This is a genomic window from Acidobacterium sp. FHG110202_01 (genome assembly GCF_059115305.1).
Genome location: NZ_JBZYWJ010000001.1, coordinates 104,600 through 127,533, shown reverse-complemented (window position 1 = coordinate 127,533; position 22,934 = coordinate 104,600). Strand labels below are relative to the sequence as shown.

The 22,934-nt window shown below is 57.9% G+C and carries 18 protein-coding genes; 9 read left to right on the top strand and 9 right to left on the bottom strand.

Translation table 11 applies throughout. The features are described 5' to 3' along the window. Nucleotides 1-63: 63 nt before the first annotated feature. Nucleotides 64-1,083 carry an ROK family protein gene (locus AC5S16_RS00440; RefSeq protein ID WP_493928032.1) on the top strand — a complete coding sequence of 340 codons (1,020 nt, stop codon included), beginning with the start codon at nucleotides 64-66 and terminating at the stop codon, nucleotides 1,081-1,083. Nucleotides 1,084-1,115: 32 nt separating this feature from the next. Further along, on the top strand, nucleotides 1,116-2,444 hold the full coding sequence (locus tag AC5S16_RS00435; protein WP_493928031.1) for a sugar porter family MFS transporter: 1,329 nt from the start codon (nucleotides 1,116-1,118) through the stop codon (nucleotides 2,442-2,444). 252 nt (nucleotides 2,445-2,696) lie between these two features. On the opposite strand, the gene AC5S16_RS00430 is transcribed toward AC5S16_RS00435, so the two are convergent. From AC5S16_RS00430 to AC5S16_RS00415, 4 genes are all read right to left on the bottom strand, one after another. After that, nucleotides 2,697-4,523, bottom strand: a complete 1,827-nt coding sequence (locus AC5S16_RS00430) for a glycoside hydrolase family 15 protein (protein WP_493928030.1) — start codon at nucleotides 4,521-4,523, stop codon at nucleotides 2,697-2,699. A gap of 55 nt (nucleotides 4,524-4,578) precedes the next feature. Then, nucleotides 4,579-4,959, bottom strand: coding sequence for a DUF5615 family PIN-like protein (locus AC5S16_RS00425; protein WP_493928029.1), 381 nt, complete (start codon nucleotides 4,957-4,959; stop codon nucleotides 4,579-4,581). A gap of 2 nt (nucleotides 4,960-4,961) precedes the next feature. Beyond that, entirely contained in the window at nucleotides 4,962-5,561 is a 600-nt protein-coding gene (locus tag AC5S16_RS00420) for a DUF433 domain-containing protein (protein ID WP_493928028.1), read from the bottom strand. 104 nt (nucleotides 5,562-5,665) lie between these two features. Continuing rightward, on the bottom strand, nucleotides 5,666-6,784 hold the full coding sequence (locus AC5S16_RS00415; protein WP_493928027.1) for an energy transducer TonB: 1,119 nt from the start codon (nucleotides 6,782-6,784) through the stop codon (nucleotides 5,666-5,668). Between the two features lie 313 nt (nucleotides 6,785-7,097). Between AC5S16_RS00415 and ileS the strand changes: the two genes are divergently transcribed. The 4 genes from ileS to AC5S16_RS00395 all read left to right on the top strand — a co-directional run bounded on the left by ileS (nucleotide 7,098) and on the right by AC5S16_RS00395 (nucleotide 13,498). Further along, on the top strand, nucleotides 7,098-9,977 hold the full coding sequence (ileS, locus tag AC5S16_RS00410; protein ID WP_493928026.1) for an isoleucine--tRNA ligase: 2,880 nt from the start codon (nucleotides 7,098-7,100) through the stop codon (nucleotides 9,975-9,977). A gap of 179 nt (nucleotides 9,978-10,156) precedes the next feature. Beyond that, the gene (lspA, locus tag AC5S16_RS00405; protein WP_493928025.1) at nucleotides 10,157-10,675 is read left to right on the top strand and encodes a signal peptidase II; all 519 of its coding nucleotides are present in this window, start codon (nucleotides 10,157-10,159) and stop codon (nucleotides 10,673-10,675) included. Nucleotides 10,676-10,811: 136 nt separating this feature from the next. Next, nucleotides 10,812-13,271: an ABC transporter permease gene (locus AC5S16_RS00400; RefSeq protein ID WP_493928024.1), complete on the top strand. Its 2,460-nt coding sequence runs from the start codon at nucleotides 10,812-10,814 to the stop codon at nucleotides 13,269-13,271. A gap of 5 nt (nucleotides 13,272-13,276) precedes the next feature. Then, entirely contained in the window at nucleotides 13,277-13,498 is a 222-nt protein-coding gene (locus AC5S16_RS00395) for a hypothetical protein (RefSeq protein ID WP_493928023.1), read from the top strand. Nucleotides 13,499-13,516: 18 nt separating this feature from the next. On the opposite strand, the gene AC5S16_RS00390 is transcribed toward AC5S16_RS00395, so the two are convergent. Continuing rightward, a complete protein-coding gene (locus tag AC5S16_RS00390) occupies nucleotides 13,517-13,783 on the bottom strand; it encodes a BrnA antitoxin family protein (RefSeq protein WP_493928022.1) in 267 nt (88 codons plus the stop codon). A gap of 242 nt (nucleotides 13,784-14,025) precedes the next feature. Between AC5S16_RS00390 and uvrA the strand changes: the two genes are divergently transcribed. From uvrA to AC5S16_RS00375, 3 genes are read left to right on the top strand one after another with little or no spacing between them, the layout of a single operon-like run. Then, the gene (uvrA, locus tag AC5S16_RS00385) at nucleotides 14,026-16,986 is read left to right on the top strand and encodes an excinuclease ABC subunit UvrA (RefSeq protein WP_493928021.1); all 2,961 of its coding nucleotides are present in this window, start codon (nucleotides 14,026-14,028) and stop codon (nucleotides 16,984-16,986) included. Next, complete coding sequence (locus AC5S16_RS00380; RefSeq protein WP_493928020.1) at nucleotides 16,983-18,332, top strand: tetratricopeptide repeat protein; 1,350 nt, start codon at nucleotides 16,983-16,985, stop codon at nucleotides 18,330-18,332. Before uvrA ends, AC5S16_RS00380 begins: the two co-directional genes overlap by 4 nt. A gap of 37 nt (nucleotides 18,333-18,369) precedes the next feature. Further along, entirely contained in the window at nucleotides 18,370-18,819 is a 450-nt protein-coding gene (locus tag AC5S16_RS00375; RefSeq protein WP_493928019.1) for a hypothetical protein, read from the top strand. Between the two features lie 94 nt (nucleotides 18,820-18,913). Here AC5S16_RS00375 and rpoZ read toward each other — a convergent pair whose 3' ends face one another. From rpoZ to AC5S16_RS00355, 4 genes are all read right to left on the bottom strand, one after another. Beyond that, a complete protein-coding gene (gene rpoZ, locus AC5S16_RS00370; protein ID WP_493928018.1) occupies nucleotides 18,914-19,147 on the bottom strand; it encodes a DNA-directed RNA polymerase subunit omega in 234 nt (77 codons plus the stop codon). A gap of 25 nt (nucleotides 19,148-19,172) precedes the next feature. Beyond that, a complete protein-coding gene (gmk, locus tag AC5S16_RS00365; protein ID WP_493928017.1) occupies nucleotides 19,173-19,886 on the bottom strand; it encodes a guanylate kinase in 714 nt (237 codons plus the stop codon). Between the two features lie 209 nt (nucleotides 19,887-20,095). Further along, nucleotides 20,096-21,001, bottom strand: a complete 906-nt coding sequence (locus tag AC5S16_RS00360) for a YicC/YloC family endoribonuclease (protein ID WP_493928016.1) — start codon at nucleotides 20,999-21,001, stop codon at nucleotides 20,096-20,098. Between the two features lie 9 nt (nucleotides 21,002-21,010). Continuing rightward, the gene (locus AC5S16_RS00355) at nucleotides 21,011-22,864 is read right to left on the bottom strand and encodes an ABC transporter ATP-binding protein (protein WP_493928015.1); all 1,854 of its coding nucleotides are present in this window, start codon (nucleotides 22,862-22,864) and stop codon (nucleotides 21,011-21,013) included. Nucleotides 22,865-22,934: the final 70 nt, after the last annotated feature.

Sequence of the window (22,934 nt, the reverse complement as noted above, 5' to 3'; positions counted from 1 at the left end):
GATTGTCATGCCGCAACGCAACTGTAAACGTGCCGTCCATCGTACTGGGACTCTCTATTGCGTATGAGCTCATTTTCTGTCGGGGTCGATTTAGGTGGAACGAACCTCCGCATCGCGGCTTATAACCGCGCAGCGGGTCTGCTCGAAACCATTCTTCTCCCCACACGGCTGGCTGCCGGAAGACATGCGGTGGTCGAAGACATGTGCCAGGGTATCCGCAGGCTACTGGATACCTGGTCTTCGCAATATACATTAACCGGCGTTGGCATCGGTACCCCCGGACCTCTTGAATTGCCTGCCGGAAGGCTGCACAGCCCGCCCAATCTGCCCGGCTGGGACGGCTTCGAGCTTCGGGCAGAGGTCGAAGCCTGCCTTGACATGGCGGTCACCGTAGAGAGCGACGCCAACCTGGCTGCGCTGGCCGAATGCGAACTTGGCAGCGGACGCACACTCGACATTGATTCGCTCTGCATGCTGACTCTCGGCACCGGCATCGGCAACGGCATCATTCTCGACGGGAAAGTCTGGCACGGCGCGCACGGCATGGCTGGCGAGGCCGGCCACGTCAATATTTATCCCGATGGCCCTGCCTGCGGATGCGGCAGCAATGGGTGCCTCGAAATGTATGCATCGGCGACCGCTGTCCGCCGCATTGCGCTTGAGACCGCGGCAACAGGCAAAGCGCCCGGAATTGCAGCTCTGGCTAAACGGAATCCTAATTTCACGACACGCGATCTAGCCGATCTGGCCGAACAGGGCGACGCGAGTGCGAAGCGCATCTACGATGACGTTGGACGCGCGATCGGCATCGGCATCGCCGACCTTGTGAATACGCTGAACCTTCCGCTTTACGTTGTTGGCGGAGGCCTCGCAAACGCATGGGAGCTCTTTTCTCCGGTTCTGTTTGCCGAGGTGCGCCACCGCAGCTATGTGTACCGGCTGACGGAACCCGGCCGCTCGGTTTTAGATGGCAATGCCAGCGAAGGCACGCGTATTATGGCCGCTGAGCTTGGCGCGGATTCGGGATTGCTCGGAGCCTGCATCCTGCCCTACACCATCGCGCAAAAAGAACCTGTGCCATAGCGAATGATTCCTGTTCCCTGGATTATCCAAGCATGAGAATTAACTTCTACCTTTTCAAGAGCACGATCGTGGGCGCGCTCGGCGGCCTTCTCTTCGGCTTTGACACGGCTGTCATTTCAGGCACAACGCACCAGCTCACGCAGGTCTTTCATCTCTCTCCGAGCGAGCTTGGCACCACTGTATCGATTGCCCTGCTGGGAACGGTGATCGGCGCCATGTCGGCGGGTGAGCTGGGCCAGAAAATCGGCGGGCGCGAGGCCCTGCGCATCATGGCCGTGCTCTACCTGATTTCGGCGGTCGGCACGGCCATCTCGTGGGATTGGGTGTCCCTGCTCGTGTTCCGCTTCATCGGCGGACTCGGCATCGGCGGATCTTCGGTTCTCGGCCCCGTCTATCTTGCCGAGCTTGCTCCGGCAAAACTGCGCGGACGCCTGGTCGGTCTTTTCCAGATCAACATTGTGATCGGCATCCTGCTCGCCTATGCCTCGAACTACCTGATTGCCCGCCTCGACCTCGGCCTGATGGAATGGCGCTGGCAGCTCGGCATCGCGGCGGTCCCTGCGCTTCTCTTCTTCATCATGCTGTTCGGCATTCCCCGCAGCTCGCGCTGGCTGGTTACACAGAACCGCATCGATGAAGCCCGGCGGGTTCTTCAGCTCATGGGCACTCCTGATTCGGAAGCGGAGCTCAAAGAAATCGTCGACTCCATCCACCTGGAGCGCTCGGCGAAGTCAGAGCCTCTCTTCCGCCGCAAATATCTTCTGCCTATCTTCCTCGCTGCCTCGATCGGCATGTTCAACCAGCTGTCGGGTATCAATGCCATTCTTTATTACGTCAACGATATTTTCGCGGCAGGCGGATTCAGCAGCATCTCTGCTGACAAACAGGCTGTCATTATCGGCGCCATGAACCTCGTCGCCACCCTGATGGCCATGACCGTAATCGACAAGCTGGGCCGTAAAACGCTGATGCTCATCGGCTCGGTCGGAACAGCCCTAGCCCTTGCGGGCGTCGCTGCTGTCTTTTTCACCAAGAGTCATCAAAGCAGCCTGCTCTGGCTGCTGGTCGGCTTCATTTTCTTCTTTGCCGTCTCGCAGGGTTCCGTCATCTGGGTCTACATCAGCGAAGTTTTCCCGACGCGGGTGCGCTCCAAGGGACAAAGCCTGGGCAGCTCTTCGCACTGGATCATGAACGCCATTGTCTCGAAGGCCTTCCCTTCCATAGCGGCACATTCCGCAGGCGCGCCGTTTGTCTTCTTCTCGGCCATGATGGCCCTGCAGTTTTTCGTGGTGCTGTTTGTGTATCCGGAAACCAAGGGCTACACGCTGGAACAGATGCAGCATCGGCTGGGGATCGAGTAAAGAACACACCCAGGTTAGCTACGCGAAATCAACATGCGAACACCGCATGCCCGGGACCTCGATGAAGGCCAGTGCTGAAAGATCGTTCTGTGAAGAAAAAGCATCCCTCAGCGGCTAAAGCCACATTGATTCAAGGCTCTTACGGCACGGCTGAAGCCGTGCCCCTTCAAAACAACACCCTTTTCAGCATCTTCCAAAAGGGCCAGTGCTTCTACCCCGAAAAACGATGCTTCCTGATTCGTCAGGCACTGCCTAGTGCCAGGGTGTGCTGATTCTTCCGGATAGCGCCCTGTCCAGATACGTGGCTGCGCTGATCAGGGCCAGGTGCGTAAAGGCCTGGGGGAAATTTCCGAGATGCTCTCCACTGCTGCCGAGCTCTTCCGCGTACAGCCCAACATGGTTGGCGTAGCCAAGCATCTTGTCGAAGAGGAGCCGCGCTTTTTCCACCTGGTGCGCCCGCGCAAGACATTCGATGTACCAGAAGGAACAGGCTGTAAAGCTCCCTTCGCTGCCTGTCAGCCCGTCAATCGGCTCAGATACTGTCTGGTAGCGGTAAACGAGGCTGTCTTCGGTCAGGTCGTTCTCGATCGCCTGAAGCGTCGAGAGCCAGCGCGGGTCCACCGGGCTGATGAAACGCAGCAAAGGCATCAGCAGCACCGATGCATCGAGGCTCTCTGAGCCTTTGTATTGCACGAAGGACTGCAGCTTATCATTCCAGAAATTCGTGTGAATGTCGTCGTGGATCGCATCGCGCACCGCCTGCCACTCGGCAAAGGGCCCGGTCAGCGAGCGCTTGTCTCCCAGGCGAATAGCGCGGTCAAAGGCGACCCAGCACATCAGGCGTGAATGCAGAAATTCGCGGCGGCCTCCTCGCACCTCCCATATGCCGTCATCGGGGCGCTGCCAGTTTTTGCTGAGCCAGTCCAGAATGCGGCTTACGCCTTTCCAGTCATCATGCGAGATGCCGTCGCCATACTTGTTTGAGAGATAGATCGAGTCCATCAGCTCGCCGTAGATGTCGAGCTGCAACTGGTCTGCCGCTCCGTTGCCGATGCGCACAGGCCGCGATTCCCTGTAGCCGCGAAGATGCTCGAGTATTTTCTCGTCGAGGTCCTGGCTTCCATCCACGCAGTACATCACCTGCAGCGGTCCATGCTCCGCATCATCATGCAGACGGTCACGCAGCCAGTGCGAAAAGCCCCGCGCTTCCTCAAGAAAACCGAGACGGATAAATGCATACAGGCTGAACGCTGAGTCGCGTAGCCAGGTGTAGCGGTAATCCCAGTTGCGCACGCCGCCGATGTCTTCGGGCAATCCGAATGTGGGGGCCGCGATCAGCGAACCATATTTCTGGTCACAGAACATCTTCAGCAGCAGGGCCGAGCGATCCACCATCTCGCGCCAGCGGCCTTTGTAGTTGGAGCGGCTGATCCATCCGCGCCAGTAGTTCGCAGTCTGGTGGAAATGGTTCTCGACCGCCTGCTGACTGAGATGTTCTTTTATGTCCTCTGCTTCGCCAAAGGTAAAAGTCGTCGTCTCGCCGGGCTTCAGAGTAAAAGAGGCCACGGCATCATCGCCTTCTACAGAGAGCGGCACGGTAGCCTTCAGACTCATGCTCGGACATTGGCTCCCTGTGGGATTGAAGTGGACCGATGCACTGTTTGGCTGCACCTGATGAGCGCAGCGCGCATAGTCAAACCGGGGAGCGCAGCGCATCTTCATGCGGACTTCGCCCTTGATGACGCGCACGGTACGGATGATCTGGTGCGCATGGATATCACCCTTTTTTCCTTCAAGGATCGGCATGAAGTCAACCACTTCTGCTACGCCGGAAGAGGAAAGAAAGCGCGTCAGCAGGATGTTCGTATCGGGCAGGTAGAGCTGCTTGGTGCGCAGGTTCTCAAGCTCCGGCTCGATCGAGAAAGCGCCGCCTTTTTCGCTGTCGAGCAGCGCCGCAAAGACCGTGGGCGAATCAAAATTCGGAAAGCAGAAAAAATCGATGGAACCTGTCATGCTTACCAGCGCAATCGAACGCATATTGCCGATCACGCCATAGTTTTCAATCGGCTGTACAGCCATGCCACCTCGCTTCATCCTGCTTAGATGTATTCCCACCTTGAAGATTTATTCCTAATTAGAGTTGTTCAGACGGCAAAGAGTATTCCCAACATTCAATTCGATTGCCCCGGTATTCAACCTCGATGACAGAGTTAAGCAGCTGCCTTTCGCCGATATGGTTCAACACAGCTTGAAATAACTCTCGCTGACATACAGGCGCAACATTCGGAACGATGATGATGAGGCCTGCGTGCAATAAAGCCTGGCGATAGAGGGCAAGGAAATCAGACCGGTTGTTCGTGACGAAGACATAGTCCTGCTTGAGTGCAAAGCTCATCAACTGCCAATCCTTTGCGCTTCCCAAGCCGAGATAGTTCACGTGGTCAGCGATATGTCCGGCAGCATGCGCCAGGTTAACTAAAGACGTGTGCAGACATTCATCAATCAGCAGCTTCACCGTTATCTGGTTACCGGGACAGAGGTTCGCCTTTGTTTAGCCCAGGGGCGATACGCAGGCCGTCCGCGACGAGGGAAGGCTTTGACATAGAGCGGAGCCAATTCTACCTGTTCATGGCTGAGAGCAGGATAGCCTTCGAGTATCTCTTCTACCGTTCCTCCCTGAGCCATCATCTCAGCTACAAGATCGACGGGAATGCGCGTCCCCCGAAAAACCGGGGTGCCACGCATGACTTCCGGGTCGGTGACCACCATTTGCTGTACTTTTCTGAGCCGTTTCAATTCCTGCTCCACCTCGCGACGCGCAGCTTTCACCTGAATCACTAGTGCCGGTCCTCCAGAAACTGTGACGACATCCGTATTCGGAGCGGAGGAAAGTGCCTGCGCCACTTCACGGCGGGCTGCCAGCGGCAGCAGCCGGACGCCCTCTGCTTCCAGCCTGAGATACACCAGCTGTTCCGACGAAAGGAGCCGCTGCCGTTCGCGCCCCTTGCGTTGCGACCGGGGGCGAATAAGACGGCTGTCAATCAGTTTGTGTACTGCCTTCAGAGGCAGCTTAGCAATAGCTGAAGCCTGCGCCGGGGTGTAGCCGTTTTCGCTCATGAAATAATTCTACTCTTAACAGGGAAAATTTAAGGCGCTGTTCAAGAAAACGGCAGCCGGAACAGCTGCCGTTGTGATTCCTTTCACTGCGCCCTATTTTGTCATCAGTAAATGCGGAAGTTCACCTCGACATTCACTTCCACTGCGACCGGCTGTCCATGCAGCATGGCGGGCTTGAACTTGTACTGCTTCACCGCTTCGATGGCCTTTTCATCGAGCCCCATGCCCAGCGGACGCACCACACGGACACGCTGCGGGTTTCCCTGCGCATCCACGATCAGAGCGACCACGCAGATACCCTGATACTTCGCGCGCCGCGCCTCGTCGGAAAACTCCGGATCCGGAGCATAAATGACCTGCGGAGCAGAGACGCCGCCGCCCGGATGATAAACACCGCCGCCAGTGCCGCCGCCGGAACCGGGTCCGATACCTGCGCCATTGCCGGGACCGATACCACCGCCGGAGCCGTTCCCGAATCCAGAGCCAGAGCCCTGCCCTTGCGATGCCAGCGCCACCTGATTCGACTGCGGAATGCCCAGGTTCGGCATGTTCGTGTCGGGCATCTTGATGTTCGGCATCACCACGGTTGCGGGAACCGGAAGCTTGGGCTTATCGATGAGCAGCTTTTGCGGAGGCGTGATCTGCTGCTTGTCAAACTTGGGGAGCTTGCCCTTGGAAGCATCGACCAATTCGTGATTGCCACCGCCGCCGCCACCGCCCATTACATCTTTTGCCGGAGCCATGGGCACAAATGGAGCGATATCGACGGGTGTGACCTGCGCCTTCTTTTCGACTGGCTTGGCGTGGATGCGAGCTTCAATGATCGCCAGCACAATCAATCCAATAATCAACAGGTGCGCACCAAGCGAATACGCACTCGACTTGGCGTCCCGCTGCGACTTCAGCAGGACATTCGATTCAATCGGCTTGGAGGTGAGCTCCAGCGGAGGCAGCTTCCGGGGGAAGAACGCGTCCTGGATATTGGTCCAGAGCGAGCTCCAGATGGATTCTTCTTTCAGGGTTTCCACGAGATCATTGCTTGCGTCAGGCTGAGAGGTCAACTGAAGCGGAGGCTGCTTCGAAGAGGAAAAGGCGTCGCGCAGATTCCTGATCAGCGACTGCCACATGGAACCGTCGGCTTCTACAAGAAGTTCGGGCTGTTCTTCCTGCGGCCGGTTCTTATCTGGTTCCAATTCCGGTGGTGTTAAGACCTGATTGCCCATATCACTTCACAGCCAGGAAAAAAGTGCGTCCCTGACTGTATATCTCTCCATTATGGACGACGCAAGCCCCGCTTGTCTTTACTAACGATGCACGCGAGTGCATTTCTTTTTGCAATCCTCAGCGAAGCGTCACTCTCTTCCAGATTTGTTCTGAGCGCAGAGAGAACCTGCTTTTTCCGCTTCGGTTGCCACAACGCCCAAGCCACCGGCCTTTGATTCTTCCAATATAGACGATAGCCCTATCACAAAGTCACGCACATAAACAGATACAATAAAGTTTTACCCCTATCAAATACTTCCAGTGGGAGAAGTGATGTCCAGTAAGTCCGATTCCGGCAGCCCATACCCCGAACTCAAGGCTACCCTCACGCTGCCGCAAACCGATTTCCCCATGAAGGCCAATCTGCCCCAGAATGAACCCGTCCGGCTGAAAAAATGGGCCGACGAGGGACTGTACCAGCAGATCCGGGTGGCCCGCAAGGGGGCTGACCGCTACCTGCTGCACGATGGGCCGCCCTACGCTAACGGGCCGCTCCACCTGGGCCATGCGCTCAATAAGTGCCTGAAGGATTTCATCGTCAAGTCGAAGACCATGGCCGGCTTCGACGCTCCGTATGTCCCCGGGTTTGACTGCCACGGCCTGCCCATTGAGATCAAAGTCGACGAGCAGTTCGGCCGCAAGAAGCTGGAAATGTCTTCGGTCGACTTCCTGCGCGCCTGCCGTGCCTATGCGCAGAAATATGTCGATCTCCAGAGCAGCCAGTTCATTCGCCTGGGCGTTTTCGGCCGCTGGGAAAACCCTTACGTCACCATGTCGAAGCAGTACGAGGCCAAAACGCTCGAAATCTTCTATCGATTTTTCGAGCGGGACTTCGTCTACAAGGGACTTCGTCCGGTTTATTGGTGTATTCACGACCGCACCGCTCTGGCTGATGCCGAGATCGAATACGAGATGCACACCAGCCCCAGCGTTTATGTAAAGTACGCGCTGACGAGCGATCCCGCCGCTATCGATCCGGCACTTGCAGGCAGGAATGTCTCGACTATTATCTGGACGACGACACCGTGGACGCTTCCTGCATCTCTAGCTATTGCATTTCATCCGGAGCTGGATTACGTCGCCCTTGAAGTTGACGGCAACACGTACATCGTCGCGGATGCCCTGCGCGCCGCGGTCACGGAAACCTGCAAGCTGCAGGATACTAAAGAGGTCGCCCGCTTCAAGGGCGCAAAGCTCGAACGCGCCACCTTCCAGCATCCATTTCTCGACCGCAGCATTCTTGGCGTGCTCGCTGACTACGTCACGACCGACCAGGGGACCGGTGCTGTCCACACCGCGCCTGCTCACGGCGCTGACGACTTCTACACCGGAGCCAGATACGGTCTTTCCCAGACCTGCGATGTCGACAATGCCGGACGTATCCGCAATGGCCTTCCGGAATATGACGGCCTGACGGTCTTCAAGGCCAATGAGCCGATTATCCAGCTTCTCGAAGCGCGCGGCGTGCTCATGGGCCGGAGCGATATTTACCACTCCTATCCACACTGCTGGCGCTGTCACAACCCGGTCATCTTCCGCGCGACGGAGCAGTGGTTCATTGCTATCGACACGCCTATGAAGCGCGCGGACGGATCGGAGACGACCTTCCGCCAGCTGGCGCTTGACCAGATTCGGAATCACATCAAATGGGACCCGGCATGGGGCGAAGAGCGCATCGCCAACATGATCGAGACGCGCCCCGACTGGTGCATCTCGCGCCAGCGCATCTGGGGCGTGCCTATTGCCGTCTTCCTCTGCAACAAGTGCCACACGCCGCTCAAGGACGCTGCCATCAACCGGAGCATCGTCACGCTGCTTGAAAAAGAAGGCATCGACGCCTGGCACACGCATGAACCAGAGCAGCTTCTGCCTGCCGGAACGAAGTGCGCTTGCGGCAATGCTGACTTCCGTAAGGAGATGGACATTCTCGATGTCTGGTTCGATTCCGGAGTTAGCTGGCACGCCGTCATGGAGGCTGAGCCCGGCATTGCGCCGCCCGCTAATCTTTACTTTGAAGGCGGCGACCAGTACCGCGGCTGGTTCCATACTTCCCTGCTCACGTCTGTTGGAGTGGGCGAGAAGAACGAGTCGCCCTACACCATGGTCGGCACTGCAGGCTGGACGCTCGATGAGCAGGGCCGCGCCATGTCGAAGTCGCTTGGCAACGGCGTCGATCCTGTCGATATCGCCAATCGCCTCGGTGCGGAGACGGTGCGCCTGTGGGTGGCATCGGTTGACTTCCGCGAGGACGTGGCCGCCAGCGAAAACATCATGCTGCGCGTAGCGGACAACTACCGCAAGCTGCGCAATACTTTCCGCTTTCTCTTAGGGAACCTGCACGGCTTCGTTCCTGCGGAGCATGCGCTGCCGTATGAAGACCTGCTGCCGCTCGACCAGTACATGCTGGCGCGCACGCGCGAGCTGGTGGAGAAAGTCTGCGGCAGCGATGGCAAGGGCGGATGGTACGGGGCCTTCGAGTTCCACCGCGCCTACCATGCCATCAACGAGTTCTGCATCGTCGATCTGAGCGCGATCTATCTCGACGTGCTCAAGGACCGCATGTATACCTTTGCGCCTGAGAGCATTGCCCGGCGCTCGGCGCAGACGGTGCTTTGGAAGATTACTGAGGCGCTGGTGCGCATGGTTGCTCCGATCCTCAGCTTTACGGCGGATGAGGTGTGGCAGTATCTGCCACAGGTGGAAGGGCGTGCGTCCAGCGTGCATATCGCGCGCTTCCCTGTTCCGGATGAGATTGCTCCTGCGTCGCCTTCGCTGCTGGCGGACTGGGCCCAGCTCTTCGCTGTCCGCGATGAGGCTTTGAAGAGCCTCGAAGAAGCGCGCAAGGAGAAGCGCATCGGCAAGGCGCTCGAGGCCAAAGTGCAGGTCGAAGTCAATGCAGACATGGCTGCGGTATTCGCAAAGTACGCACCCAGCCTGAAAGAGCTATTCAATGTTTCGCAGGTAGAGGTCGCGGGCAACGCATCGCTGAATGGCACAGTCAATACAAAGACCCTGCCCGCCGATGGCACAAAGTGTGATCGCTGCTGGAACTACTATGCCGACGACGGCCCGAACCGCGTTCAGCCCTTCGGCCCATGGCCTAAAGTCTGCGGGCGCTGCGCTGTTGCGCTTGAACAGATGGGGTACAAATAAACCGTCGGAGTATAAAAACATTTGTCATCCTGAGCAAAGCTGAAGGACCTGTTTTTTCTTATCTGGTGCCACAGTTCTCAAGCATCCAGCCGACCTGTGGTCGGCATCGCACGAACGCTGTTCGTGCGGGTCCTTCGACTTCGCTCAGGATGACAATTTTGGAAACGTAAGAGGATAAGTTGAACAAAGACCGCCGCGGCTGGCTCCTGCTCATCGCCGCTTTCATCATCGCGCTCGACCGCTGGACCAAAATCACAGTCGCGCACCACATTGCCGAAGGCGATGCCGTCACCGTCATTCCCGGATGGTTCTGGATCTCGCATGTTCTTAATCCCGGAGCGGCCTTCAGCCTCTTCTCTGACTCAGCCACACCCGGACGCATGCGCTGGGTGCTGACCATCTTTTCGCTGATCGCCGCGCTCGTGGTTCTCGGGTTCATCCTCAAGGCAGGGCGCCGATTCACTGCTACTACGATTGCGCTGGCCTTCGTTCTGGGCGGAGCCATCGGCAATATCTGGGACCGCCTCCGCTACGGTGTTGTGACCGATTTCCTCGAAGTCCATCTGCATTTCGGTCACTGGAGCTATCACTGGCCCGACTTCAACGTCGCTGACTCGGCCATTGTCTGCGGCGCCATTCTCATCCTGCTGGGTGCTTCCCGCACGGGGACACGCGCCTCCAGCGCAAAAGACCAGTAATTGCATCCCGAGAGTTGTCAGCTCCTCAGGAACTATCCACACCCCGATTCACGTATATTTTCCAACGGCAAGAACGAACCGCTGTCTGGGCACGTCTAAGAAATCAAAATCTGAGCGGCGGAAAAGGGGAATACCGGTGGCCAACCTGTGGCATGACCTTAAGCACTCCCTGCGCAGTCTCCTCAAGAGCCCCGGCTTCACGGTCGCTGCGGTGGCGGCCCTGGCCCTCGGCATTGGAACGAACACTGCCATCTTCACCGTGGTCAATACCGTGCTGCTCAAGCCGCTCACATACCCCGATTCCGACCACATCGTTGAGTTCCTGCTCACTTCACCCGAAGGCAAAGGAGCGATCGCCTCTCCCACCAAGTTCAACAACTGGAAGGGGCAGACGAGCGTCCTTCAGGACATCGCAGCCTATGACTTCGGCGGCCCCGGCTTCAACCTCACCGGCGATCATCCGGAGCAGGTCCATGGTATCCACGTCAGCGAAGCTTATTTTCGGCTCTTTGGCGCGCCGGTCATGCTGGGGCGCACCTTCACTCCGCAGGAAGACTCGCCTAACGGTGGGAAGGTCGTCGTGCTCAGTTACGGCCTCTGGCAGCGCCGCTTTGGAAGCAACCGCAATATTGCCGGCACCTCGATTTCGCTCGGTAATGAGCCCTATACCGTCGTCGGCGTGCTGGGGAAATCCTTTGTCTCCGATCCTGAAGCCGACGTCTGGCTTCCCTTCCAGATCGATCCCAACAGCACTAATCAGGGACATTTCTTTCAGGCTGCTGCGCGCCTCAAGCCCGGGGTAACGCTCGCTCAGGCCAATGCCCAGCTTAAAGTCGCCGCCGATCAATTCCGACGCCGTTATTCCGATCGCGATCTGGGCCCGAAAGATGGCTTCGCCGTCGAGCCGCTCCGCGACACCATCGTCAGCGAGGTGCGCCAATCACTCTTCGTGCTTCTCGGAGCTGTCAGCCTTGTGCTGCTGATTGCCTGCGCCAACGTCGCCAACCTGCTGCTCGTCCGCGCTTCCGGGCGCAAGCGCGAGTTCGCTATCCGCGTCTCCATGGGAGCCACGCGCGGCCGCATCATCCGCCAGCTTCTGGTGGAAAGCATTCTGCTCGCCGTCACAGGCGGAATTCTCGGCTCGATCCTTGGATTCATCGGCGTGCGCGCTTTGCTCGCGCTTAGCCCCGGCGGCATCCCGCGCATTGGCGAAAATGGAGCTAATGTCTCCCTTGACTGGCGCGTTCTGGTTTTCACGCTTGGCGTTTCTCTGCTTACGGGAATTCTCTTTGGCCTGTTCCCTGCCATCGGAGCTTCGCGCCCTGACCTGAACTCCACTCTGAAGGAGAGCAGCAATCGTGCCGGCACAGGGTTCCGCCAGAATAAGGCCCGCGCACTGCTCGTCATCAGCGAAGTTTCGCTCGCGCTTGTACTGCTGATCGGAGCGGCGCTGCTCATTCGCACCTTCCTTGCGCTGCGCAATGTCAATCCCGGCTTCAACGCGCATAACGTGCTCACCATGGATATGTCGGTCACCGGCGACCGCTTCACAAAGACCGCCGGCGTCGCCCAGCTGGTGCTGAATGGCCGCGAGCGCCTCAACGCGATCCCCGGCGTCGAAGCCTCCGCTTCCACTTGCTGCCTGCCGCTGGAAGGCGGCTTCGGACTGCCCTTTATCGTTGTAGGCCGTCCGCTCGACAAATCCGGCCAGACGGGTGGAGCAGGCTGGATGAACACTTCGCCCGGTTATTTCGACGTCTTCAAGATTCCTATCCTTGAAGGACGTGACTTCAAGGACACGGACACTGCCGGCGCGCCCGGCGTTGTGCTGATCAACGAATCCATGAAGAAGAAATTCTGGCCCAAGGAAGACCCCGTGGGCCAGCAGATCATCATCGGCAAAGACGTCGGCCCGCAGTTTGAAGAGCCTGCTCGCCAGATCATCGGCGTTGTCGGAGACATTCGCGATGGCGGCCTCAACCGTGACCCGCGCCCGCTCATGATCATCCCGCAGGCCCAGGTGACAGACGGCATGACCGCGCTCAACGCCAGCATCGGCCCCATCGTCTGGCTTGTGCGCACGCACACCGATCCGCACCAGTTCATCTCTTCTGTTACGGAACAGCTTCGCCAGGCCAGCGGTGGATTCCCTGTCGCGCGCGTCCGCTCGATGGAAGAAGTGGTGGTGCATTCCACCTCGCGCCAGGATTTCAATATGCTGCTGCTCTCCATCTTTGGAGCGTCTGCGCTTATCCTCGCCGCTATCGGCATCTATGGGCTGATGGCCTACTCCGTGCAGCAGCGCACGCAGGAAATGGGTATTCGCATGGCCCTCGGCGCCGACCGTTCGCGCATCCGCAACCTCGTCGTATGGCAGGGCATGAAGCTGGCGCTTATTGGCGCTGTTGTCGGCATCGGCGCGGCCTTCGGGCTCACCCGTCTCATCTCGAGCTTCCTTTTCGGAGTGAAGCCGTACGATCCCATCGTATTTGTAACTGTGCCGGTGATATTAAGCGCGGTGGCGCTTGTGGCTGTGTGGCTCCCTGCCACGCGCGCCTCAAAACTTGACCCGATGGAGTCTCTGCGCGTCGAATAACAGGCATGAGCGAATTCCTCACCAAAGCCAACGTTACGCGCGCAGCGGTTATCCTCGGCGGTGCAGCAGCTCTCGGCGCTGTTGCTGTGGGAGCCACAGCCGTCGGCGCTGTCGCCATAGGCTCGATTGCCATCCGCAGACTGCTGGCCCATCGAGCGCGCGTCAACAAGCTCAGTGTGGGCGAGTTGACGGTCGACCGCCTTATCGTCAAGGATTCGGCAAAGTAAACTTCGGGGGATGGTGTTTCAGCTTGCCGCCTTTATTTCTTCGCGGACAATGCGCCGGAGCGTTTCCTCAAACCTCGGCGCTTTGCCTTCCACCATCTGACGCAAAGCGTCATTGATGAGCGTCTGATACCCGACTGTTCCACCAGACTTCTCCGCTTCCTTCAGAAAATGGTCTACGAGGTCTTCATCCAGTCGAATGGTGATGCGCGTCTTTCCGCGCTGTTCCGGTTGCGCAGGAACGACCTTGCCCCGCTTGCCTTTGCCGAAATCATATTGACGCTTCATCCAATTTCCTCGTATTGCGAACGTTCATGGGGTTCTCGAAGCTCTTATCATAAGTGTATGTACATTTTGTGCACAGAGAAATACTTGAAGCGAAAACACAGTCTGATGCAACTGGACAGAGGCGACGCACAGGAGTTGGCGCGCAAAGCGCGCGTCCGCCCGTGCGGGTGAGCACTTATAATGACAAGATGGGTAGTTTGCAGCTTTGATCGAATTTTGCTGCATATGGAGTGGGGCAAAAGTTGACGGACCAGATCATTATCCGCGGGGCGCGGGTCCACAACCTAAAGAACATCGACTGCGACATTCCGCATGGGAAGCTTACGGTCGTCTCCGGAGTTTCGGGCTCGGGCAAGTCGTCGCTCGCCTTCGATACGATCTATGCCGAAGGCCAGCGCCGCTATGTCGAATCGCTCTCCGCCTATGCCCGCCAGTTTCTCGAACGCATTGAAAAGCCAGATGTTGACCTGATCGACGGGCTGGCTCCGGCCATCGCCATTAAACAGAAGAATTCGACCCGCAACCCGCGTTCGACTGTTGCCACGGCGACCGAAATTTACGACTATATGCGCCTGCTCTATGCGCGCTGCGGGACTGTGCACTGCATCGTCTGCGACGGAATCGTGAGACGCGACACGGTGGACGAAATTGCCGCTGCCGTTCTTGCTCTTGGCGAAGGAATGCGCCTGCATGCGCTCTTCCCTGTGCAGAAGACCGAGCCGCAGCCCGTGTCACCAGAGCCGGAAAAACCGAAGCGCGGCCGCAAGCCAAAAACTTCGCAGACAGAAAAACCTTCAGACCAGCTGTCAGATGCGCTTAAAGAGCGCCTGACAGACTTACGCAAGCGCGGATTTAACCGCCTCTACCAGAATGGCACCATCTACGAATTTTCGACGCCGGAGTCGCTGCTCGAGATTAACTTTGCGCTGCCTGTTTTTATTCTTGTAGACCGCATTGTGGTCAGCACTGAGAACCGCGCGCGCATTGTCGATGCGGCAGAGATCGGCTATCGGGAGTCGGGCGAAATCCTGTATGAGATTGTTCCGCGCGATTCCGAATCTACGGAGCGTGAGCGCCTTCGTTTTTCCGCGGCTTTCGAGTGCAAGAACTGCCATCGCCAGTACCGCGAGCCGGAGCCTCGTCTCTTCTCTTTCAACAACCCATTTGGTGCGTGCCCGCGCTGCCAGGGCTTCGGTAACACCATCGACTTCGACCTTGACCTCATCATTCCTGATAAATCGAAGACGCTTGAAGAAGGCGCGATCGATCCGTGGAACCGTCCCAAGTATCGCCCCTACTTCACTGAGCTAAAGAAGACGGCGAAGCAGCATGGCATCCCGCTTGACGTTCCCTGGTACGATCTTGAGCCTGACCAGCAATCCTTCGTTCTTGATGGACGCGGCACCTTCCTCGGCGTGCACGGATTCTTTGCCTATCTCGAACGCAAGAAGTACAAGCTGCATGTTCGCGTGATGCTGAGCAAATATCGCGGCTATGCGCTCTGCCCTGAGTGCAAGGGCCAGCGGCTGCGTGCGGAAGCTCGCGCCGTGCGCGTCGCCGGGAAAAGCATCTGCGATGCAGCTGCGCTCACGATCAGCGACGCTAACCGCTTCTTCTCCGGGCTGACGCTTACGGCGATGCAGGAAGAGATTGCCGGTTCTGTGCTTAAAGAGATTCGACAGCGTTTACATTTCCTCGATGCCGTCGGGCTCGATTACCTGACGCTTGACCGCCTTGCCTCCACACTCTCCGGTGGAGAGTCGCAGCGCATCCAGCTTGCTACTTCGCTTGGCTCGCAGCTGGTCGGCGCCCTCTACGTGCTCGACGAGCCCTCGATCGGCCTGCACACGCGCGACACGGCGAAGCTGATACGCATCCTCGAAGACCTGCGCGACCTCGGCAACACTATCCTCGTTGTTGAGCACGATCCTGACGTGATCCGATCCGCTGATTACCTGCTCGATCTCGGACCGGGAGCAGGCGAGTTCGGAGGCCGCGTGCTGGCTGCGGGTACGATTGAAGAAGTCGAGCAGAATCCTGATTCGCTCACAGGCCGCTACCTGAACGGCCAGCTCTCGATCCCCGTGCCCACGCGCCGCCGCGAGCCTGGCAAGGAATGGCTCAAGCTGCGCGGCGCTCGCTCGCACAACCTCAAAGGCATCGATGTCGAGATTCCCCTGAACATGCTGGTCTGCATCACCGGAGTCTCCGGCTCGGGAAAATCAACGCTGGTGCACGAAGTGCTGTATCGCGCCGTGGCCCATCAACTGGGCAAGGGCGAAGGCGCTGATCCCACGAGTCTCTACAAGGAATTGAAGGGCGTCGAGCGGCTCAACGATATTGTCCTCGTCGACCAGAACCCCATCGGGCGCACGCCGCGCTCGAACCCGGTCACTTACATCAAGGCCTTCGACGCCATCCGTGAGCTTTTCGCCGCGCAGCCTGAGGCGCAGCGCCGCGGCTACGCTGCCGGTCACTTCTCCTTCAACGTCCCCGGCGGACGCTGTGACGTTTGCGAAGGCGACGGCACGGTCACGGTCGAGATGCAGTTCCTCGCTGATGTAGAGCTACCATGCGAGGAGTGCAATGGCACGCGCTACAAGGCCAGCGTGCTCGAAATCAAGTACAAGGGCAAGAGCATCCACGAGGTGCTGAACCTCACCATCAAGGAAGCCCTACGCTTCTTCGTCGGCCAGCCGAAGATTCTCGACAAGCTGGCTGTGCTTGATGAAGTCGGGCTCGGTTATGTGCGCCTGGGGCAGTCGGCAACGACGCTCTCCGGTGGCGAAGCGCAGCGCGTGAAGCTGGCTGCGCATCTAGCTACTGTTCGTACTACGGGCTCAGCTGCGAAAAAGGGCGGAAGCCGCGTGCTCTATGTTCTGGATGAGCCCACTACCGGCCTGCATTTCGATGACGTCAGCAAGCTGCTCACCGCCTTCCGCAAGCTCATCGATGGCGGAGGCTCGCTGCTCGTCATCGAGCACAACCTCGACGTCATCAAATCAGCAGACTGGGTCATCGATCTCGGCCCTGAGGGCGGATCAAAAGGCGGCCAGGTTGTCGTCACCGGGACTCCGGAACAGATTACGCAGAACGAGCTCTCCCACACCGGTTACTGGCTGGCAAAGGTTCTCGCCCCAAAGCGCGAGTCCTTCCGGGAGAACACTCGTCCAAAAGAAGCGGAAAGCGAAGTTGCTGTATGAAGTTGGTAGTCTTGCCGAATCCTAAAAAAAGAATTGTCATTCTAGCCGTGAATCTGGGCGCTATCCTGCTCTGCCAGCCAGCGTTGCCGCAATCGGCCCCATTGCCTCCGGGGACCAGCGCTGATGAGCAACATGCCACAGCGCAAACTCAGGACAACGGCCCATTAGCCAAAGCCGAAGCTGCCATTGAGACCAAGGATTTCGCGCAGGCGAAGAATCTGCTCACGCCCTATCTCTCGGCGCATCCCAATGACGCCCGGGCCCTCTTCGACCGCGGATTTGTCGAAGATTCCCAGGAGAACGATGACGCTGCTGTTGGCTTCTATCAGAAGGCCATCGCCGCCGACCCGAAGCAGTTTGAGTCCCGCCTGGCTCTTGGCCTGATCCTGGCCCGGCAGGACAAACAGCAGCAGGCACGCGAGCAGTTGACCGCAGCATCGGGCCTCGAGCCCAATCCGCCCAACCCGGCAGCCAAGGCGCAGGCTTACCGCGCCCTGGCTCAGCTTGACCGGACCTCAGATCCCGATGCGGCCAAGCAGGCCCTGGTGAAGGCGCTCCAGACCAGCCCGGAAACTCCTGATGACATCCTGCTGACAGCGGAGATCGCCGAGGCCGAAGGAGATGCAGCCAACGCTGAAACAGCCTATCGTCGCGCCCTGCAGCAGCAGCCTAATTCTTCTGCTGCAACCGCCGGACTGGCCCATGTGCTGATTGCCCAGAAGAAATATTCAGATGCCGAGCCGCTCGTCAAAACCGCGCTCTCCCGCGACCCTGACGATCCGGCGCTGAATACGCAGATGGCTCTGGTTCTGAACGCCGAAGGTAAGCAGAATGAAGCAGTTGGCGTGCTCGAGAAGCTGCACCAGCTTAAGCCGGAAGACAACGGCGTCAGCGCCATGCTGGCGGATGCTTATACCCAAAGCGGAGAGGTGGAGAAAGCCGACCCCATCTATGTCCAGCTTCTGAAGGCCAGCCCCGGCGATCCGGGTCTGCTCGCTGCCCGCGGCGACAATCTGATCCGCCAGCAGCGGTATCCGGAGGCTGTCACAATCCTGCAAAAATCGGTGAGCCTTAAGGCCGACAATGGCAATGCCTGGAGCAGCCTTGCCTTTGCCGCTTCCGAGAGCCACCAGTACCAGACTGTTTTGGAATCTCTTTCCGCAAGATCAAAATATCTAGAAGAAACGCCTGCTACCTATTTCCTTTGGGCAACGGCTTACGATAATCTTCATCAGACAAAGCAAGCGGCAGAGTATTATAAGAAGTTCCTCGCCGCTGCCAACGGACAATTTCCAGACCAGGAGTGGCAGGCGAAACACAGGCTGGTCGCGCTTGGTTACAAGTAGCCGGTGACGTTCCCGTGGCGCAGTAAGGAGGCGCTCCATGAGGTTCGTAGCAATCGCAGCCGCAACTTTCCTGCTTGTTCCGTGTGCCCGCGCCAATGGCGCGGACGAGAAGATACCGGACACGCAAACTCTTCTGCTGCTTCAAGCCAAGGCTGACCACGCCTCGCCCAAGGAGCAGTGTTTCCTCTATGCGCAGATTGTCCATGACATGACAGAGATGGCCGGGCAGGAACTGTCTTCCGGCGACTTTACGCATGCCTCGCAGACGCTAAAGGCAATCCAGGGTTATGCGCAGAAAATTCATATGGGGATGGCGGAGGACACACGCAAGCTGAAGAACGCGGAAATTCTTATGCGCCATACAACGTTCCGCCTGAACGAGATCATGCACAGCGCATCACTTGAAGACCGGCCCACACTCCAAGCTGCCCTGAAGCAGCTCGACCAGGTGCAGTCCGAGCTGATGATGCAGGTCTTTAAGCATTGAAGGAAGTTGTTAGTTATCAGTCATTAGTCTCAAGTGTTCTGACCAGACGATCAAAAAGACTAGGCTACTGTCCACTAAGAACTAACTACTGCATTTAAGAAATCGCGAATCGAGGAATATCCGCACCCGCAATTTCAGGCTTCACCACCGGCGTATCACTTTTTACGTATCCCACTTTGCCTGCGGCGATTTCATCCTGAGCGATACGGCATGCTTTGCTCGACTTGGACATGACCAGCGGCGCTGATCCATTCTGCAACTGGCGGGCGCGGCGTGCGGCCACCAGAACATAGCGGAAATTGCTGTCGAACGACTGCTCCACACTCATTGCCTCATCCTCCAAATGGTTATGGCTAAGCTGTTTCCGTCCCGGACAGTCCAAACGCGCCCAGTACGGGACGAACACGCTCCCCTGCATTCTCCTGCCTGCAACCTTCAGCCACCGTCATCAACCGGGCGATTTCCTCGCGCGGAAGCGAATCTGTCGTACCGCCCTGGCGAAGCCGCTCGCTGATGATGATGGCCTGCAGTTCGTCTTCTGCTCGAGCCAGAATGTCGTTGACGAGAATATAGCTGTATTCGCGATAATTCTCAATCTCCTTCCGTGCTTCGGCGAGCCGGCGGTCGATTACTTCTGGTTGGACGCTACCTTCCGCCCGGCTGCGGTTGCGCAGGCGGGTCGCGAGGATATCCGGCGCGGGAGGCATGACGAAGATGCTGACCGCCTCCGGAACCCGCTGGCGCACCTGGGCTGCACCCTGCACATCAATGTCGAGCAGAAGGTCTTTGCTGTGCGCGCGGGCCTCAGCGAGCGAGCGCCGCGCCGTTCCGTAGTAATTACCAAAGACTTCTGCGTATTCCAGAAATTCATCGTTCTGAATCATGCGCTCAAACTCTTCCCGCGTGGTGAAGTGGTATTCGCGGCCGTCCTCTTCTGACCCGCGCGGGGCACGTGTGGTGTAAGAGATGGAGAACTCCAGATTGTCGATGAGAGAGCGAATCTGGTTCACCAGTGTTGATTTGCCCGAGCCCGAAGGGGCTGAGATGATGAATAGAATTCCCGCCAAATTGCCTTCCTTACAGTCCATAGTTTCAGTACACAGCGATGTTTGGTTAGAAACTTGAAAGTGCGTCGCCTGAAATCAGCATTGCATGGATTCTTCGTCCGCTTCCCCTTCACGTTGTTCAGGCCAGGGTCCTCAGAATGACGGCAAGAAAGGCGCGCGAGGCGCGTCCTTCGACTTCGCTCAGGACAGGCTGTGCCCGTGACGGCCAGTCACTCCAAGTTCTGGACTTGTTCCCTTGCTTTTTCGATTTCTGATTTCATGCCCAGGCCGATCTCGGTAATCTTCGTTCCGTTGCCGGAAAGGCCGCTGGTCTTCGACAGCAGAGTGTTGGACTCGCGGTTCATTTCCTGCAGCAGAAAATCCAGCTTCTTGCCGATTTCTCCGCCTTGATCGAGCAAGGATTCAAAGTGAGCGATATGCGTGCGCATGCGCGCTATCTCTTCCTCAACGTCGCTGCGCTCTGCCAGCAGCGCGGCTTCCTGCAGAACACGCTCGCGGTCGAGGTTGCCGTTGAGCATCTCTGTAAGCCGCTGGCTGATGCGCTCAAAGTAGATTTTCTGCACATCCTGCCGGAGCTCGGCCACCTGCTCGACAAATTCGCCCATGCGCTTCAGCCCCCTGCGCAGCTCATCGGCAAGCGACGCGCCTTCTGCAGAGCGCATCGTATTCAGGGACTCGATCAGGCCATCCACCTGCTGCATCGCTGCTTCTTCAAGCGCCTGCATCTCTTCTTCTGAATTACGCGTATCGCCTGTGAGCACGCCGGGCAGCCGGAAGATCGCATTCAGATCCGGCTCGCCCGCGAGTCCATGGCGCGCAGCAGCGCTACGGAAAGCAGCAACGTATGCAGCCACGAGCGCGTCGTTGTATTGCGCTTCAGCCTTTGCGCTGCGGTCGATCGAAAGCGTCACCTCCAGATGCCCGCGCTTCAGCTTTTCCTTGAGCGACTTGCGCAGCCGCATTTCAAGCGACTCGGTCCCGCCAGGCATGCGCAGATGCAGGTCGAGAAAACGATGGTTCACGCTCTTGAGGCTCAGGGTGTAACCCAGCGTCTCAGAGATGCGCCCAGACACACGCGCAAATCCGGTCATGGAGAAAACGTTTGTCGAACTCATAATCCTTCTTTAAGGTAGTGCGGCAACGACGCTTACTTCTGGATGAGCTGTCGCATCCATAAACTGCAATTGATACAGCTTCTGATAAGTTGGCGAAGTCCGCATCAGCTCTTCATGCGAGCCAACCGCGGTGATGCGCCCCTGTTCTATCACAGCAATGCGGTTGGCGCGCCTCACGGTTGAGAGACGATGCGCGATCACAACCACTGTGCGTCCCTGCATCAGGTTGCTCAAAGCTGCCTGCACCAGCGATTCGCTCTCCGTGTCGAGCGCCGAAGTTGCTTCGTCCAGAATCAGGATTGGCGCATTCTTCAGGATTGCGCGCGCAATTGCCAGCCGCTGCCGCTCGCCTCCGGAAAGACGGAAGCCCTTCTCGCCGATCACAGTGTCATATCCATCCGGCATGCGCAGGATGAACTCGTGCGCGAGCGCGGCCTTCGCTGCCTCTTCGACACGCTGCATGGGAACGTCAGGCTGCCCGTAGGCGATGTTGTTACGCACAGTATCGTTGAAGAGAATCGTCTCCTGTGTGACCTTGCCAATCTGGTCTCTAAGAGAACGCACACTCACATCGCGCAAGTCGCGGCCATCGATCAGGATGCGCCCCGAAGTTACATCGAAGAAGCGCGGAATCAGATTGACCAGCGTTGATTTGCCCGCACCGCTGGGGCCGACGAGAGCCACGACTTCCCCGCGATGGATCTCCAGCTTGATATCGTGCAGCACCTGCTTCTCGCCTTCATCGTCGCGATAGGCAAAGCCCACGTCCTCAATCCGGATCGTATCCTGGAAATCTTTCAGCGTGTAGGCGCGGTGCTTTTCGACCAGCTCGTCCTGATCATCCATGAAGGTGAAGATTGCAGACGACGCGCCCAGCGCCTGCTGGAAATTGTTGTAGAAGATGGCGAAGCGCCGCACCGGATCATAGAGCTTGAAGAGCGCTACGATAAAGGCGAAGAACGTCCCTTCCGTCATTGCTCCGTTCTTGATCTCGTTGCGCCCGACCAGAAGCAGCAGCGCAATTGCGATGGCCCCGATCGAATCCATCAACGGAGAACTGATAGCCTGCGCTCTCACCGAGCGAAGGTTTGCCTTCAGCAGCCGCCGCGCCGCGTCCCGGAAGCGAAGCAGCTCCCAGAACTCCATATTGAAGGCCTTGACGATGCGGTTGCCGGTGATCGTTTCGTGCAGAATGTTCTGGATTTCCGCCAGCCTGTCCTGCCCTTTGCGTGTGGTGCTGCGCACATCGCGGCCAATGCGGCGGATCGAACCAATCACTACCGGCACAAAGATCAGCAGCGCCCACGCGAGTTTGCCGCCAAGCGCGATCACTACGCCCAAGGTGAAAAGCAGGGTGAATACCTGCTGCAGGAACTCCGACAACACCGATGACATGGCATACTGCACACGCTCAATGTCATTGATCAGCGTCGAAAGCAGCGTGCCGGTCGCATGCTTCTGGAAAAACGACACCGACCGCCGCAGAATCGCTTCGTAAAGGTCATCGCGCAGATCGGTAATCATGCCGAAGCCGGCATAATTCACCAGGTATGTCCCGGCATAGTCGCAGACGCTCTTCAGCAGCGTCGACACCACGAGCGCGAACGCGACAATGTTGAATTCGTTATGAAAGTAGTGTGGAACAAACTGTTGCAGCGTGAACTGATAATGCGTACCGGGAATCGTATAGAGCTGAATGGGCTGATTGGAGCCGCCGGGATTTAATACATGGTCAAAGATCGGCTTGACCAGCAGCACGCGAAAAGCGTCCAGCAGGCCAACTGCCGCCATAAGAATGACCGAAGCCAGCGCCTGCCACCAGTAGTGGCGCACATAGTAGAGCAGACGCAGGATGCCTTTCATTTACGCCATTGCTCCATCAGCCAATAAGAAACCATCTGTATATTCTACCCATTGCATGGAGCAGACGCGG

What these genes read in the sequence shown, in the direction of transcription:
- AC5S16_RS00440 (WP_493928032.1), top strand. Translation starts at nt 64, where the DNA reads ATGAGCTCATTTTCTGTCGGGGTCGATTTAGGTGGAACGAACCTCCGC.
- AC5S16_RS00435 (WP_493928031.1), top strand. Translation starts at nt 1,116, where the DNA reads ATGAGAATTAACTTCTACCTTTTCAAGAGCACGATCGTGGGCGCGCTC.
- AC5S16_RS00430 (WP_493928030.1), bottom strand. Translation starts at nt 4,523, where the DNA reads ATGGCTGTACAGCCGATTGAAAACTATGGCGTGATCGGCAATATGCGT.
- AC5S16_RS00420 (WP_493928028.1), bottom strand. Translation starts at nt 5,561, where the DNA reads ATGAGCGAAAACGGCTACACCCCGGCGCAGGCTTCAGCTATTGCTAAG.
- AC5S16_RS00415 (WP_493928027.1), bottom strand. Translation starts at nt 6,784, where the DNA reads ATGGGCAATCAGGTCTTAACACCACCGGAATTGGAACCAGATAAGAAC.
- ileS (WP_493928026.1), top strand. Translation starts at nt 7,098, where the DNA reads ATGTCCAGTAAGTCCGATTCCGGCAGCCCATACCCCGAACTCAAGGCT.
- AC5S16_RS00395 (WP_493928023.1), top strand. Translation starts at nt 13,277, where the DNA reads ATGAGCGAATTCCTCACCAAAGCCAACGTTACGCGCGCAGCGGTTATC.
- AC5S16_RS00390 (WP_493928022.1), bottom strand. Translation starts at nt 13,783, where the DNA reads ATGAAGCGTCAATATGATTTCGGCAAAGGCAAGCGGGGCAAGGTCGTT.
- AC5S16_RS00380 (WP_493928020.1), top strand. Translation starts at nt 16,983, where the DNA reads ATGAAGTTGGTAGTCTTGCCGAATCCTAAAAAAAGAATTGTCATTCTA.
- AC5S16_RS00375 (WP_493928019.1), top strand. Translation starts at nt 18,370, where the DNA reads ATGAGGTTCGTAGCAATCGCAGCCGCAACTTTCCTGCTTGTTCCGTGT.
- rpoZ (WP_493928018.1), bottom strand. Translation starts at nt 19,147, where the DNA reads ATGAGTGTGGAGCAGTCGTTCGACAGCAATTTCCGCTATGTTCTGGTG.
- AC5S16_RS00360 (WP_493928016.1), bottom strand. Translation starts at nt 21,001, where the DNA reads ATGAGTTCGACAAACGTTTTCTCCATGACCGGATTTGCGCGTGTGTCT.
- AC5S16_RS00355 (WP_493928015.1), bottom strand. Translation starts at nt 22,864, where the DNA reads ATGAAAGGCATCCTGCGTCTGCTCTACTATGTGCGCCACTACTGGTGG.